The sequence below is a fragment of the Idiomarina aquatica genome (genome assembly GCF_003987185.1).
Lineage (GTDB): Bacteria > Pseudomonadota > Gammaproteobacteria > Enterobacterales > Alteromonadaceae > Idiomarina > Idiomarina aquatica.
The window spans coordinates 226,767-241,541 of sequence record NZ_PIPS01000001.1 but is presented as its reverse complement, the minus strand read 5'-3'; the positions used below and the strand labels follow the sequence as shown (position 1 = coordinate 241,541).

General features: G+C 52.9%; 16 protein-coding genes and 1 tRNA gene. 12 read left to right on the top strand and 5 right to left on the bottom strand.

All coding sequences use genetic code 11. The features are described from left to right. Positions 1–78: 78 nt before the first annotated feature. Positions 79–1,056, top strand: a complete 978-nt coding sequence (locus CWE23_RS01235; RefSeq protein WP_126819177.1) for an NAD(P)H-quinone oxidoreductase — start codon at positions 79–81, stop codon at positions 1,054–1,056. A gap of 11 nt (positions 1,057–1,067) precedes the next feature. Here CWE23_RS01235 and CWE23_RS01230 read toward each other — a convergent pair. Further along, positions 1,068–1,152, bottom strand: a tRNA-Tyr gene (locus CWE23_RS01230). A 117-nt stretch (positions 1,153–1,269) separates the two neighbouring features. On the opposite strand from CWE23_RS01230, the gene CWE23_RS01225 reads away from it, so the two are divergent. The 6 genes from CWE23_RS01225 (at position 1,270) to lysS (ending at position 7,805) form a co-directional block, all read left to right on the top strand. Further along, positions 1,270–1,749, top strand: a complete 480-nt coding sequence (locus CWE23_RS01225) for a VC2046/SO_2500 family protein (RefSeq protein ID WP_126819176.1) — start codon at positions 1,270–1,272, stop codon at positions 1,747–1,749. Between the two features lie 46 nt (positions 1,750–1,795). Further along, positions 1,796–2,698, top strand: coding sequence for a site-specific tyrosine recombinase XerD (gene xerD / locus CWE23_RS01220; RefSeq protein WP_105306170.1), 903 nt, complete (start codon positions 1,796–1,798; stop codon positions 2,696–2,698). Positions 2,699–2,710: 12 nt separating this feature from the next. Beyond that, on the top strand, positions 2,711–3,412 hold the full coding sequence (gene dsbC, locus CWE23_RS01215) for a bifunctional protein-disulfide isomerase/oxidoreductase DsbC (protein ID WP_105306171.1): 702 nt from the start codon (positions 2,711–2,713) through the stop codon (positions 3,410–3,412). A gap of 6 nt (positions 3,413–3,418) precedes the next feature. Beyond that, positions 3,419–5,128, top strand: coding sequence for a single-stranded-DNA-specific exonuclease RecJ (recJ, locus tag CWE23_RS01210; protein WP_126819175.1), 1,710 nt, complete (start codon positions 3,419–3,421; stop codon positions 5,126–5,128). Between the two features lie 42 nt (positions 5,129–5,170). Next, positions 5,171–6,269, top strand: a protein-coding gene (gene prfB, locus CWE23_RS01205; protein WP_105306173.1) for a peptide chain release factor 2 whose coding sequence is annotated in 2 segments (ribosomal slippage) — positions 5,171–5,245 and positions 5,247–6,269 — 1,098 coding nt in all. Because the reading frame shifts where the segments join, the coding sequence is not laid out codon by codon here. Between the two features lie 24 nt (positions 6,270–6,293). After that, the gene (gene lysS / locus CWE23_RS01200) at positions 6,294–7,805 is read left to right on the top strand and encodes a lysine--tRNA ligase (RefSeq protein WP_105306174.1); all 1,512 of its coding nucleotides are present in this window, start codon (positions 6,294–6,296) and stop codon (positions 7,803–7,805) included. An 84-nt stretch (positions 7,806–7,889) separates the two neighbouring features. Here the strand turns inward: lysS and CWE23_RS01195 are convergent, their stop codons facing one another. After that, positions 7,890–9,056: an APC family permease gene (locus tag CWE23_RS01195; protein WP_126819174.1), complete on the bottom strand. Its 1,167-nt coding sequence runs from the start codon at positions 9,054–9,056 to the stop codon at positions 7,890–7,892. A gap of 175 nt (positions 9,057–9,231) precedes the next feature. Between CWE23_RS01195 and CWE23_RS01190 the strand changes: the two genes are divergently transcribed. Further along, on the top strand, positions 9,232–9,711 hold the full coding sequence (locus tag CWE23_RS01190; RefSeq protein WP_105306176.1) for a methylated-DNA--[protein]-cysteine S-methyltransferase: 480 nt from the start codon (positions 9,232–9,234) through the stop codon (positions 9,709–9,711). A 50-nt stretch (positions 9,712–9,761) separates the two neighbouring features. Here CWE23_RS01190 and CWE23_RS01185 read toward each other — a convergent pair whose 3' ends face one another. Both CWE23_RS01185 and ygfZ read right to left on the bottom strand, forming a co-directional pair. Further along, positions 9,762–10,244: an FKBP-type peptidyl-prolyl cis-trans isomerase gene (locus CWE23_RS01185; RefSeq protein WP_105306177.1), complete on the bottom strand. Its 483-nt coding sequence runs from the start codon at positions 10,242–10,244 to the stop codon at positions 9,762–9,764. Positions 10,245–10,250: 6 nt separating this feature from the next. Then, a complete protein-coding gene (ygfZ, locus tag CWE23_RS01180) occupies positions 10,251–11,141 on the bottom strand; it encodes a CAF17-like 4Fe-4S cluster assembly/insertion protein YgfZ (protein WP_126819173.1) in 891 nt (296 codons plus the stop codon). A gap of 76 nt (positions 11,142–11,217) precedes the next feature. Between ygfZ and CWE23_RS01175 the strand changes: the two genes are divergently transcribed. Together CWE23_RS01175 and CWE23_RS01170 are read left to right on the top strand one after the other, a co-directional pair. Beyond that, entirely contained in the window at positions 11,218–11,490 is a 273-nt protein-coding gene (locus CWE23_RS01175) for an FAD assembly factor SdhE (RefSeq protein ID WP_105306179.1), read from the top strand. Between the two features lie 2 nt (positions 11,491–11,492). Further along, positions 11,493–11,744, top strand: a complete 252-nt coding sequence (locus CWE23_RS01170; protein ID WP_126819172.1) for a hypothetical protein — start codon at positions 11,493–11,495, stop codon at positions 11,742–11,744. On the opposite strand, the gene nadB is transcribed toward CWE23_RS01170, so the two are convergent. Beyond that, positions 11,741–13,339, bottom strand: coding sequence for an L-aspartate oxidase (gene nadB / locus CWE23_RS01165; RefSeq protein WP_105306181.1), 1,599 nt, complete (start codon positions 13,337–13,339; stop codon positions 11,741–11,743). The genes CWE23_RS01170 and nadB overlap by 4 nt on opposite strands. Positions 13,340–13,483: 144 nt before the next feature. Between nadB and rpoE the strand changes: the two genes are divergently transcribed. Further along, on the top strand, positions 13,484–14,062 hold the full coding sequence (gene rpoE / locus CWE23_RS01160) for an RNA polymerase sigma factor RpoE (protein ID WP_105306182.1): 579 nt from the start codon (positions 13,484–13,486) through the stop codon (positions 14,060–14,062). A 44-nt stretch (positions 14,063–14,106) separates the two neighbouring features. Continuing rightward, positions 14,107–14,769: a sigma-E factor negative regulatory protein gene (locus tag CWE23_RS01155; RefSeq protein ID WP_126819171.1), complete on the top strand. Its 663-nt coding sequence runs from the start codon at positions 14,107–14,109 to the stop codon at positions 14,767–14,769. Positions 14,770–14,775 lie beyond the last annotated feature (6 nt).

Sequence of the window (14,775 nt, the reverse complement as noted above, 5' to 3'; positions counted from 1 at the left end):
CGTGTTAGGTTAAAGATTATTATGCGTCTTTACTACTGATGTTATCGACTTTTTGTTTAAAAACTCGAAGGAAATTTTATGTTAGCAGCGCGTATTGAAGAAGGGCGGGTGGTTTGGCAGCCCGATCATGATCTCAACCAAACAACGCCAGCCGCTGATGAGGTGACCATTCGGATAGCGTATGCCGGTGTAAATCGCGCCGACGTCATGCAAGTTGCCGGTGCCTATCCACCGCCGCCGGGGGCGTCGGCAATCCCGGGGCTGGAGTGCAGCGGGGTAGTCACTGCGATTGGTGACAAGGTAACCCATCTCGCCGTTGGCGACAAAGTGTGTGCGCTGTTAGCCGCTGGCGGCTATGCCGAATCGGTTACGGTGAATGCGGCGCAGGTACTGCCATTACCGTCCAGTTGGACCCTGGAACGCGGCGCGGGATGGTTAGAAACTTTTGCGACCGCTTATTTGAATGTGTTTATGCTGGCCGATTTAAAGCCCGGCGACCGGGTTTTTGCCCATGCCGGTGCCAGTGGGGTCGGTAGTGCGTTACTGCAATTATGCAAAGAGCAGGGGACGCCCATTTATGTCACCGCCGGTAGTGATGAAAAATGTGCATTTTGCCGCGAACTGGGCGCAACTGAAGCGATAAATCGGCACCGTCAGGATTATGTCGAGGTGCTAAAAGAGGTCGGCGGCGTTGATGTTATTCTTAATCCGGTCGGCGGGGACTCGGTGGAGCGTGATCAGCAAGTACTGAAACAGGACGGTCGACTGGTTCTCATCGGGCTGATGGGCGGCCGTAATGGTCAGGTGGACTTCGGTCGTCTGCTGATGAAGCGGCAACGGCTTATGGGCTCCACGCTGCGAAGTTTATCCAGCGAACGTAAAGGCGCTATTTTAAGCGGACTTTGGCAACACTTTGGTGAAGCGTTCACTGCGGCAAGGGTGCGGCCGATGATCGATCGCGTTGTTCCGGCAGAAAAGGTCAACGAGGCCTTAAATTACCTGCAGGAAAATCGAACGCAAGGTAAGGTGGTGCTGAAACTAGCGGAACTTGATTAAGCGGGAAATCGTGGTGGAGGGGGCAGGATTCGAACCTGCGAAGGCTGAGCCGTCAGATTTACAGTCTGATCCCTTTGGCCACTCGGGAACCCCTCCAAACGAGGCGCGTATAATAACAGGCTTAATCACGCTGTAAAGGAAAAAGCATAAAAATTAAAGATTTTTGCCAGCCGCCGATAACGACATCAAGCGTCAACGTTATCGGCAGGATGTATGGCAGAGCTGACCCCCGGAACGGTATCCGGAGCACAGGAATATTTTGATCGACAGGCCGCCAATGCGATTGGGCAGGGGCATGGGGCCGAGTTTGCCCTGTGGCTGGCAGCGCTGGGCGAACAACCGCTTGCCGATGACGCCCCGGCAAGCGTCGACTGGCAACGTACCATTGGTGCGGCGCGGCCACGGCCATTAGGCTATAACGACGCGCGGGTTATCGCCAGCGGCGTCTACCAGAGCGCTTCGCAATTGAGTGATTTTAAATTACAGGACGCAGTGCACCCGCAACCGCTTATCCCAAACAGCGATCCACAGCGACTACCGCTGGAGTTAATCGCTAATCTGGATTGGCAAACGCTGCAGCGCCGCAAGCGTGCGGCGGCACCGGAAAAACTCCCGAAACGTCGTCGCGACCCCGCGCAGTTATACGACGTGTTACAGCAGTTGGGGATAGAACCAAAGCAACAGCTCATGTAAGCTAGCACCATGTACTAAGCTATCCTGATGTGTGGTAACGGCTGCCATGACCCAAGTTCACCCGCAAGACGATGAACGTATTGATGCCTTTGTTGAGTATTTATGGTTGCACCATGGTGTCAGCAATAACACTCAAGCCGCCTACCGTTCTGACCTACGCCGTTATTGCGATTACCTGATGACGCAAAAACTTGGCTTGTTAGATACCACGTCGACCATTCTGCAGGATTATTTGCTTTGGCGCCGCAGTCAGGGGCTCTCACCGCGCAGCACCTCACGATTTTTAAGTGCGATGAAAAAGTTTGCTCAGTTTGCGGTAAAGCAGGGGTGGCTGAATACCGACCCCAGCGCTCGCTTAAAACGACCGAAACTCCCACAATCAATCCCCCATTCCCTCAGTGAAGCAGATGTCGACGCGTTGTTGCATGCGCCGGCGACCGACACCGAACTGGGGTTGCGCGATCGCACGATGCTGGAAGTGCTTTACGCCAGTGGCTTGCGGGTCAGTGAGCTGATCCGACTGCAATTGGAACAGGTGTCATTACAACAGGGCTTAGTGCGTATTATCGGTAAAGGTGACAAGGAACGCCTGGTACCCCTCGGTGAGGAAGCGCTCGATTGGCTGCAGCAGTATTTGCGCCATGGCCGTCCGGCGCTTTCGGACAAAAACAGCCCGTGGATTTTTATTACCCAACGCGGTACCTTATTAACGCGCCAGGCATTCTGGTACCGCATCAAACATTATGCGGCGCAAGCGGGTATTCGCGCGCATCTGTCGCCCCATACACTGCGGCATGCATTTGCTACGCACCTGTTAAACCATGGTGCGGATTTACGAGTATTACAAATGTTGTTGGGTCACAGTGACCTGTCTACGACACAAATTTACACACAAGTTGCGCGAGAGCGGCTGCAGTCTCTGCATGCTCAGCACCACCCGCGCGGCTAACAAGAGGTTTATATGAAACGCAGTTTAGTTCATTCCCTGTTATTACTGGCATCACTGTCAGTAAGTGCGGCAAGTGTTGCACAGCAACCGGATACCAGTCGCCTTGAAGCGTTAGGTATCCAGGTTGGTGAAGTGTCCAAAACGTCGATAGCGGGACTTTATCAGATCACCTCAAATCAGGGGATTTTCTATGTTTCAGAGGACGGCACACGGCTGATCGCCGGCAACCTGTTTGATCTGACCAACGAACAACCGACCAACCTTACTGAACAGGCTATGGCAAGTCTGCGTCAGCAGGAACTGCAAAAAATTGAAGACGAAATGGTGGTTTATCCATCGTCGAAAGAAAAATATCAGATCACCGTGTTTACCGATACCACCTGTGGCTATTGTCAGCGTTTACATGAAAACCTTGGTCAGTATCTGGACAAAGGGATTACCGTGCGCTATCTGGCCTTCCCGCGTGGTGGTCTTAACAGCAAAGGTGGTCAACAGCTGCAGTCGGTATGGTGTGCAGACGACCCGAAAAAAGCACTCACGGCCTATAAAAACGGCGATGCGGTTGACAGTCCGGCCTGTGATAATCCAGTCGAAAAACATTACCGCATGGGGCAGGCCTTTGGCGTAACCGGAACCCCGGCTATCGTCCTGCCGGACGGTCGTATGTTGCCCGGTCTGCGAACCGCCGATGCACTGCTCGAGGCAATGCAATAAGCGCGTATGACAGACTTTAGCATACGCCGCTACGATCACGTTGACGACTCTCATTTACCGGCCTCGCTGCCACCCTTGCTGCGGCAAATTTATGCGCGGCGTGGCGTCAGCTCGGCCGATGAACTGCAATTATCGGCGCAGGGATTAACGCATTTTCGCAGTTTAAAAGGAATCGACCAGGCCGTTGCGCTGTTAAGTCGCTCGCAACAGCGACACATTACCATTTGTGGCGATTTTGATGCTGACGGCGCAACCAGTACCGCGCTGTTAGTGACGGCGCTGAACGAACTGCAGTTTGAACGAGTAGACTATCGCGTTCCCAATCGCATGACCGAAGGTTACGGCTTGTCAGTGAGCATGGTTGAGCAACTGGCCGCACGCGGCACTGAGCTGATCATCACCGTTGATAACGGCATTGCCGCTAATGACGCGGTCGCCCGGGCAAAAGCATTAGGGCTGGATGTGATTGTTACCGATCACCATCTGGCGGCTGATGAGCTGCCAGTGGCGGATGCCATTATCAATCCCAACCAGCCCGGCTGCTCGTTTCCGAGTAAACACCTGGCTGGTGTCGGCGTGGCCTTTTATTTGTTGCTGGGACTTCGAGCGCAGTTGCGTGAGCAAGGCATAGCGCCGTTACCCAGTCTCGCCAACTGGCTGGATTTGGTGGCACTTGGAACCGTTGCCGATGTGGTTCCGCTGGACTACAACAACCGTATTCTGGTGCAACAGGGGCTGGCGCGAATTCGACATGGTCATTGCCGCCCCGGTATTGCGGCATTGCTTGAGGTTGCCGGACGTGACCGTTCGCGACTGCAGGCAACAGACTTAGGCTTTGCGCTGGCACCACGAATTAATGCCGCTGGTCGACTCGACGACATCAGCCTCGGCATCGAGTGTCTGTTGGCCGATACGGAGCGAGCTTATGAACTGGCTCAACAACTGGATCAGTTGAACCGCGAACGACGCAGTATCGAAGCCGACATGCGCGAGCATGCCGAGCGGGTGGTCGCGCAGTTGCAACTGGATAATCAGGGCGAGGTCCTGGATTTGTTGACGCTGTATGAGCCCGACTGGCACGCCGGTGTTATCGGCATCGTGGCGGGACGGGTTAAAGATGCGGTTAACCGGCCCGTGATCGTGTTTGCGAATGACGATGATGACACGCTAAAAGGCTCGGCACGGTCAGTTAACGGCCTGCATATCCGTGATTTACTGGAACGTATCGAGACCCAACAGCCGGGCCTGATGCATCGGTTTGGAGGCCATGCGATGGCCGCAGGGCTGACCTTACCGCGGGCAAACCTGGCCGAATTCAGTCGGGCTGCGCAGCGCATTGCCGGGCAGTGGCTGACGGCTGAGCAGAAAGCGGCGGTGTACTGGTCTGACGGCGAACTCAGTGATGACCAACTGAGTCTGGACATGGTCGCCCAGTTGCAACAGGCGGGTCCCTGGGGGCAGGGCTTTGCTGAACCGAGTTTTGATGGCCAATTTGAGGTGTTACAACAACGTATCGTCGGTTCGCAGCACCTGAAATTGGTGTTACGTTCCGCCGCCGGCGGCATTTATGACGCGATCGCTTTTAACGTTGATGCACAAATCTGGCCGGACAATTCAGTTGCGCGGGTTGAAATCTTATACAAGCCACAATTAAATCACTTCCGCGGACGCACCAGTGTGCAGTTGCTGGTGGAGCAAATCCGTCAATTACGGTAAACTGTGCGCTTTCAAAATTTAGCAGAATGAAACTGAGTGATCATGTTCGAAACCAACGCGACCTATAATCAGATAAAAGATATGCGCGAGCGCAGTGAAGCGCTTAGGGGGTATCTTTGACTACGATACCAAGAAAGAACGCCTAGAAGAGGTTACCCGCGAGCTGGAACAGCCATCGGTATGGGACGATCCACCGAAGGCACAGGCACTGGGCAAAGAACGCGCAGCGCTGGAGCAGGTGATTGAAACCCTGGATAATTTGGGACAGGGGCTTGATGACGTCGAAGGTTTGGTGGAGCTGGCGGTAGAAGCTGACGACGAGCAGACCTTTACGGAAGCTGAGAGCGAGTTGGCGCAATTGCTGGAGCAATTGGAAAAGCTTGAATTTCGGCGTATGTTCTCACGCGATAACGACGATTCAGACTGTTATGTCGATATTCAGTCGGGCTCCGGTGGCACCGAAGCTCAGGACTGGGCCAATATGCTATTGCGGATGTATCTGCGTTGGGCCGAAGCCCATGGTTTTAGCACTGAAATCACCGAATTGTCCGAAGGCGAAGTGGCTGGCATAAAATCCGCAACCATCCGTGTTGCCGGTGAGTACGCTTATGGTTGGTTACGCACCGAAACCGGTGTTCACCGACTGGTACGGAAATCACCGTTTGACTCCGGTAATCGTCGGCATACGTCATTTGCATCGGTTTTCGTCTATCCGGAAGTGGACGACGACATTGAAATCGAAATTAATCCGGCGGATTTGCGGGTCGATACCTATCGCGCCTCCGGTGCCGGTGGTCAGCACGTTAACCGAACGGATTCAGCGGTACGGATAACGCACGAACCTTCGGGTATCGTGGTGCAGTGTCAAAGTGACCGTTCGCAACATAAAAACCGTGACTCGGCGATGAAGCAGCTAAAAGCCAAATTGTATGAAATGGAGCTGCAGAAGCAAAACGAAGACAAACAAGCGCTGGAAGACACCAAGTCAGACATTGGCTGGGGCAGTCAGATTCGTTCCTACGTGCTGGATGATGCACGTATTAAAGATTTGCGGACCGGCGTAGAAAACCGTAATACCCAAGCGGTGCTGGATGGCGCCCTTGATCCATTTATCGAAGCCAGTTTAAAAAGCGGCTTATAAGCGACTGAACAGAGGAAAGACAGTATGACAGATAAATCGCAATCACCCGACGTCGACGTGAATGAGCAAATAGCACAGCGAAAAGCTAAACTGGCGGCGCTTCGTGATAAGGGCATTGCGTTTCCTAATGATTTCCGTCGCGACTCTCTGGCCAGCGATTTACAGCAGGAATATGGTGAGGCGACGAAAGAAGAACTCGAAGCGCAGGGTATTCGGGTAAAAGTTGCCGGTCGTATGATGACCCGCCGTATTATGGGTAAAGCCAGCTTTGCCACGATTCAGGACATGAGTGGCCGTATTCAGCTGTATGTGGCTCGTGACAACCTGCCCGAAGGTTTTTATAACAGCGAATTTAAAAAATGGGATCTGGGCGACATCGTCGGTGCCAGCGGCGTCTTGTTTAAAACCAACACCGGTGAGCTGAGTGTACAGGTTGACGACGTTCGTCTATTGACCAAAGCGCTGCGTCCATTGCCGGATAAATTCCATGGCTTGGCCGATCAGGAAACGCGTTACCGTCAGCGTTATCTGGATTTAATCACCAACGACGAGTCTCGTAAGACGTTCCTGGTTCGCTCGAAAGTGATCGAATACATCCGTCGCTTTTTAACCGAGCGGGCGTTTTTAGAAGTTGAAACACCGATGATGCAAACCATTCCCGGTGGCGCTTCGGCGCGTCCGTTCAGCACCCATCACAACGCGCTGGATATGGAACTGTTCCTGCGTATCGCACCGGAATTGTATCTGAAGCGTTTGGTTGTCGGCGGTTTTGAAAAAGTGTTCGAAATTAACCGCAACTTCCGTAACGAAGGGTTGTCGACTCGCCATAATCCAGAATTCACCATGCTGGAATTCTACTGGGGTTATGCCGATTACCACGACCTGATGGATCTGACGGAGCAAATGTTACGCGGCGTAGCCGAGTCAGTGCTGGGCTCGACCACTTTCACCAGTCAGGGTGTTGAGTATGACTTTGGCCAGCCGTTCGAACGGATGACGGTACTGGAAGCCATTCTCAAGTATATGCCGGAGCTGACCCTGGAGCAGTTGCAAAGCCGTGAATCGGCAGTGCAGGTTGCCGAGGAAGTTGGTATCGAGGTACAGCCAGGCTGGGGTTTGGGTAAGATCCAGATCGAAATTTTCGAAGAGGTGGCCGAACACAAGCTGATCCAGCCGACCTTTATCACCGCTTACCCGGCTGAAGTGTCGCCGCTGGCGCGCCGTAACGACGACGACCCGTTTGTGACGGATCGGTTTGAGTTCTTCGCCGGTGGCCGTGAGCTGGCCAATGGGTTCTCAGAGCTTAACGATGCTGAAGACCAGGCGCAGCGTTTCCGTGAACAAGTGGAAGCGAAAGAAGCCGGTGATGATGAAGCCATGTTCTACGACGAAGACTACGTGACCGCACTGGAGCACGGCATGCCGCCAACCGCCGGTGAAGGTATCGGTATCGACCGATTGGTGATGCTACTGACCGATTCGCCATCGATTCGTGACGTACTTCTGTTCCCGCACATGCGCCCGAAGGCCGATTAGCAAACCGTGGCTCGCGCCGTTGGCGCGAGCCTTTCACACGTGTTAACCGCGGTCACAAACGCTGCTGGCTATGGCTAACGGGTGTTACGCAAGCGCCGCAAGTATCACTAACCCGAAACAACTGATTAAGCCGAGCACAGAAACCCACTTGGGGATGAATCGTTGTTCTGCGGATACCCGCAACGCGGCAATATTGGTAATCCCGTAATACACCAATACCGTAAAGGCACTTAAGGTCCACGCCGACTGGACGCCGCCAAACAGCGCAATCAATGCCATGATGGCAAAGGTCACCCAGGTTGCGGCCGGAGCGGCATGGCCGTTGCTGCTGAGTTTGGCGACAGAGCGCGGCAAATCACCGCGTCGGCCCATCGCCAGGACTACCCGCGATACCCCCAGCACCAGATTCAGCACCACACCACTCATCGCGACAACGCCACCGATCACCACCAGCAGTCGCCAATCGGGATTGGCCAGCAGACTGGCAATGGTAAAGCGGCTTTCATCAAACGACGAAATCCCGCCTACATGCAGAATCGCCAGACCGACGGCGATGTAGATAGCGCTGACAACGGCCAGTGTCAATACCACCGCTTTGGGGATATTACGACGTGGTTCACTGATTTCTTCGCCCATCGTCGCGATGCGGCCATAACCGGTAAAGGCGACGAACATCAGCGCCGCCGCGTGAAACAGCGATAGCGATGAAGGCGTTGGCGGCGTCTCCGGCAAAGCGCTTGGCTGGGCAAATGCCGCCGCGACAAAAACGCCCAGTCCAATGAGGCTAACGGCCACCAACAGGGCATTTAGCCAATTGGTGCGGCGCACACCGGACAGCACAAAAAGGGTGAACAGGAACAGTAGCCCGATGGCGATAACGGTTACCGATGTCGCGGAGATAGTCAGTAATACGCTGATTGACCAGGCTACCGCAAGCGCCGCCGTTGCCGCCGAGGCACTTTTGGCGACAATAAATAGCCAGCCGGCGACAATCCCGCTGAGTGGATTTAAAAACTGGTAGCCGTACTCGTAGGTTCCGCCACTGACCGGATGAGCCGCAGCCAGTTGGGCCGATGAAAGGCCGTTACAGAGTGCGGTAACGGCGGCGATGACAATCGCCCAAACGAGCCAGCTTCCAGCAATGCTGGCACTCAGGCCGACACTGACATACGCGCCGGTACCAAGAATTGACCCTAAACCAATCACTAATGCGCCGCTTAGGCCGGTGTTTCTGATGAGTCGATCAGTCATCGTTGCCCTCAAATCGATGGTTTGGTTCAGTATAACGAAGTCGAGGTAGAAAGATCGATAATAGCTTGCTAAAGGACTCGTGAACAAAAAAAATCGAAAAATTATTGGCAAAAAAGCTGATAATCGTTCAAATTTATGTATAGTTGAACATTCACTCAGTAGGATACAGGTCAATATGCATCACATTGAATTCGATACACCATTAGGTCATATGGTGGCGATAGCGGATGAACGCCACTTGACCGGGCTATATTATCGCGATCAGAAGAATTTACCGGATCTAACGGTGTCAAAACCGGCTAAGGATCATCCGGTATTACTGCAGACACAAGAGCAACTGGCGCAATATTTCGCCGGTCAGCGGCAGCGTTTTAGTTTGCCGTTGCGAGTGCAAGCGACGGCGTTTCAGTCACAGGTATTGGACCATCTGCAGCAGGTGGGGCCGGGCACAACCTTATCCTATAAGGATATCGCCGAACGTATTGGTAAGCCCAAAAGCGTCCGCGCGGTCGCTAACGCGATTGCCCGCAACCCGTTAATTATTGTGATTCCGTGCCATCGGGTGATTGGTATCAAAGGTGAATTACGCGGTTTTGCGGCAGGTATTGAACGCAAGAAGGCGTTGTTGGAACAAGAAGGCTGCAAAGTCGTTTAGCAAAAAAATACCGCCCCTGGGGGCGGCATTTATTGGGTTCAGACGCTCAATTAATGATCTTCGCCATCAGCGTGTACGTGACCGTGCTCTAACTCTTGCTCGGTCGCATCACGTACTTCAACAACTTCTACGTCAAAGTTCAGATCGATGCCCGCCAGCGGGTGGTTACCGTCAACGGTCACTTCGTCGTCGTTGACTTCAACGATAACAACTGACTGGTCGCCTTGATCGGTGCTGGCACGGAACTGCATGCCCGGTTGCACGTCGTTGTCGCCGAACAGGTTGCGTGGTACCGTTTGGATCAAACCGTCGTGGCGCTCACCGTAGGCTTCTTCTGGCTTGATTTCAGCGGTAAACTGGTCACCGACGTTCTTGCCTTCTAAAGCATTTTCCAAGCCTGGGATCAACATGCCACGGCCGTGGATAAATGTCAGGGGATTGCCTTCCTTAGATTGATCTAACGTCTGACCTTCCGCTGTTTTAACCGTGTAGTGAATGGCCACGACTTTGTTAGGGGCAATAGCTTCGCTCATAAATAATTAACCTAATTGATACGGCAGTGAGTGTATTTCCAAGAGACTTGCATCGTCACCTTTCACCCGAATCGGCGTGTCCTGCTCAATATCGCTCGGCAGTACCGCCAATACATCGGTAAGGTGTTCGGAGCGGTTCACTGCCATAATGACCGTTCCTGCACGACGCCAGTTATCGCCAACTTTACGTTCTAACTCGGTGGCTGGCAAAACGCCGTTTGCGTTACCACTGAGCCGAAACAAAGCTCGCTTCTGTTTGCCCAGATACTTCATCCGGGCAATGGTCTCCTGGCCGATATAACATCCTTTGTTAAAACTGATCCCGTCCAGTGCCTGAATATTTAACATCTGCGGCACAAACTGCTGACTGTTGTCAGCGGTTAATTGCGGACGAACCCGTTCAATTTCCAACGCATCCCAGTAGGGCTGCGGATAATCCGTAGAAATTGGTTGCCGGCTTAACAGCAAATATTGCTGAGGTGCTGAGCCGACCTGTAACAGTAGCGTGTCGTCATCGCGTTGCGGCAATGTCGGTTGTTCGCCAAAGTGACCACTGATGTGCCATTGTTCGGTCACATCGGCAATCTCTACTTTATTAAACACGCCATATTTCTGCAATTGCGCCATCGAACCTGTGATCGCGCTTTTGTGCATAATCAGCAACAGACGTTGTTGCCACGGCACCAGCCAAAACACACTGAAGGCTTTGCCGGTTGGGTCACAATGCGCTCCGTACAAAAACGGCTTGTCTGACAGCTGTTCAATATCGCAGGTTAACTGACCCTGCAAAAAACGGTTAGCATCTTCACCAGCTACTTGAATGATACCATAGTCATCGAGTTTTACCGAAACCGCGCTGGGTATTTGCTGGGTAAAATCAGTGTCTAACGCAATCACAAGCACTCCTTATTTTTGCACTTCATGCTAATATTAGGGCAACTAAAAATTTTTCAAGGCGAAATGTGGAGTTGTCATGCTGCCATTAAAGCAATCAGAAGATGCGTTAAAAGATAAACGCCGGTTAAAGTGGGCGTGCCGCCGCGGCATGCTTGAGCTTGACGTATTGTTTGAACCTTTTGTGGATCAAGCGTATGACGAGCTGAGTGAGGAAGATAAAGCGATTTTTCGCCGCTTAGTCACTTGTGACGATCCGGATTTGTTTTCTTGGTTTATGGGGCAAAAAACCTGTCCGGATGCGGAACTGCAGAAAATGGTCGAGTTTATGCTGGCGCGAGTAAAAGTATAAGCGTGTTGCGGATTCGACTGTGCCGTCCACAGCGGTTGCTGTCGGTTGATGACAGTGGACAACACTGGTTATTGCAACAACAGTCGTATGGTTTAGCGGGTCAACCGCTGGTGGTCTGGCGCTGGTTGTTGATTGTCCCCTTGCAGCGCGACAGCCAGCGTTACTGGCTGTGGTTGTGGTGGTTTCAACTGCGCCGGGAGCAATTGGCGCAGTTGCGGTGTCTGTCGTTGCTGGCTGCGCAGCGGCTGGTTTAAGCGGGCGTTAAGCGGGTAGGCTTAGCTTCCGGTAGCTGCTGCGGATAATCCAGCGTGTAATGCAGGCCGCGGCTTTCTTTACGTGCCATCGCACTGTGTACAATCAACTCGGCAACCTGCACCAGATTACGTAATTCCAGTAGATTATTGCTGACGCGGAAGTTGGCGTAATAGTCGTGAATTTCCTGTTGCAGCAACTGGATCCGGTGTAACGCACGTTCCAGTCGTTTCGTGGTGCGCACAATACCGACGTAATCCCACATAAACAAACGTAATTCATGCCAGTTGTGCTGAATCACTACCTCTTCATCGGAATTGCTGACTTTACTCTCGTCCCATGCCGGTAAATGACTGAGTGGTTTGGCGGTCGGTGGTTGCGCAAGGATATGCTTGGCCGCCGCGCGGGCAAACACCAGACATTCGAGCAACGAGTTACTGGCCATGCGGTTGGCACCATGCAAGCCGGTATAAGCGACTTCACCCACCGCGTACAATCCGGGAATATCGGTCTCGGCATTAAGATTCGTGGTAACACCGCCACAGGTGTAATGAGCCGCAGGGACAACCGGCATGGGTTGTTTACTGATGTCGATGCCAAGTGACAGACATTTTTCGTAGATGGTCGGAAAATGCTGTTGCAGAAACTCGGCTGATTTGTGCGAGATGTCCAGGTACATGCAATCTGCACCGAGTCGTTTCATTTCGTAGTCGATGGCTCGGGCGACCACGTCGCGCGGCGCCAGTTCGGCGAGCTCATGAAAGTCGTCCATAAAGCGACTGCCGTCCGGCCGGCGCAAAACAGCGCCTTCACCCCGCAAGGCTTCCGTTAACAGAAAACTGTTGGCGTTGGGATGATACAGGCAGGTTGGATGGAACTGATTAAACTCCATGTTGGTGACACTGCAGCCGGCGCGCCAGGCCATGGCGATGCCATCACCGCTGGCAACATCGGGGTTGCTGGTGTATTGGTACACCTTGCTGGAGCCACCCGTTGCTAACACGACGTAGCGGGCGGCTGCCGTTTCAACCCGCTCTTTAGCCCGGTTCCAGAGATAAGCGCCGTAGCAGCCTTTATCTTTATTAAGACGTCGACCCGTAATCAGGTCGACGGCATTAAATCTTTCCAGTACCGTAATATTCGGATGTTGCAGAACTTTTTCCTGTAAGGTTGTCTGAACAGCACGGCCGGTGGCATCGGCGGCATGCAGAATACGTCGGTGGCTGTGACCGCCTTCGCGGTTAAGATGATATTCGGGCTTATCGTCGTCAGAATTGACCCGGTCAAAACCGACACCAGCATCGATAAGCCATTGTAATGCCTCGCGCGCATTGCGTGTGGTAAACTCTACCGCAGCATGGTCGCATAAACCGGCACCGGCGTTGAGGGTATCTTCGATGTGGCTCTCGACGCTGTCGTTTTCGTCGAACACGGCGGCAATACCGCCTTGAGCGTAATAGGTAGACCCTTCAGTGAGCGGACCTTTACTGACGACGATAACACTCACGTGGTCGGCGAGTTGCAAAGCGGTCGTTAAACCGGCGGCACCAGAGCCAATGACTAAGACATCTGATTGATAATTTGCTGCAGGTTCCATAAAGTACTCATAAAGAATTTTGGATGATTTTACGCATTCAGTGAAATTTTTGCGAACTTTTTACGAAGCGGTCTGTCACAGTTTGTAACAACTACGACGGGCCACCAGTTCAAGCAGTTCCTTGGCTAGGGAGAACAGGCTCGGATGAGCGAGAAACTTACAGACCAACAACTGGTCGAAAGAGTACAACAAGGAGATAACCGCGCGTTTGACTTGCTGGTAAAAAAGTATCAGCACAAAGTGATGAGTTTGATCTCTCGCTACGTTAAACAGCCAGGGGATGTCGCCGATGTGGCTCAGGAAGCGTTTATAAAAGCCTATCGGGCGTTGCCCAAGTTTCGTGGTGACAGCGCGTTTTATACGTGGTTGTACCGAATTGCGGTAAATACCGCGAAAAATTATTTGGTTTCGCAAGGGCGCAAACCACCGGCGTCGGACGTCGATGCCGAAGACGCGGAATATTACGAAGGCGCAGCGGCACTGAAAGATACGGCAACCCCGGAACGACAGTTGTTGACGGATGAAATTCAGGCGGTGGTGTTGAAAGCCATCGAAGAGTTGCCGGAAGATTTGCGTCGAGCGATCACGTTGCGGGAAATCGACGGATTGGGTTACGAAGAAATTGCGATAGAAATGGATTGCCCCATAGGAACCGTAAGATCACGTATCTTCCGCGCTCGGGAAGCCATTGATAATCAGTTACGGCCGTTGTTAGAGCGTTAATGAACGCAGTACACAGCTAACGGCACTTTTACAGAGGGTAAGCTATGTCTCAGGACAAACTGTCTAAAGACGAACTCCATGCAGCAAAGCATGAAGCAACATCAGCGTATTTTGATGAAGAACACGCCGATGGTGGTTCGATTGATGCGTGGTTAAAAGATGATGAAACCGCACAGCGGTGGCATCGTTACAGTCTTATCAGTAGTAGTTTGAAAAAGGATTTGTCGGCCTCTGTCTCTGTGGACATCAGTGAGAAGGTACGGGCCGCTATCGAGCAGGAACAAGCGCACTCAGTGGTTTCGATATCGTCAAGCAGTCGTTCTCCGGCAGCGCGTAAAGCGGCCAGTAAATGGTTCCAGCCCTTTGCTAAAGTCGCGGTTGCCGCCGGCGTAGCAGCGGTTGCGGTCATGACCGTGCAGACCTATCAACAGCCTGAGTCAGTGCCGGCGGCACAAGAACCGGCGTTAATGACCAACCCACTTGGCGGGCGTCAACCGGTAAGCTATTCGCCGTCCATGTCCGCTAGCCCGGTTGCCAATCAGCAGCAACAGGACGTGCAGATGCGCCGTCAGGCACAGTCATACCTGATTGATCATCAGCAACAAATTTTATTGCTACAAACTGCGCCGGAACGTTCGACCACAACACCAGAAACCGAGCAATCGGCTGATAAATCCGCGCAGAAACCATCGTCGCAACCGCAGTAAGGATGT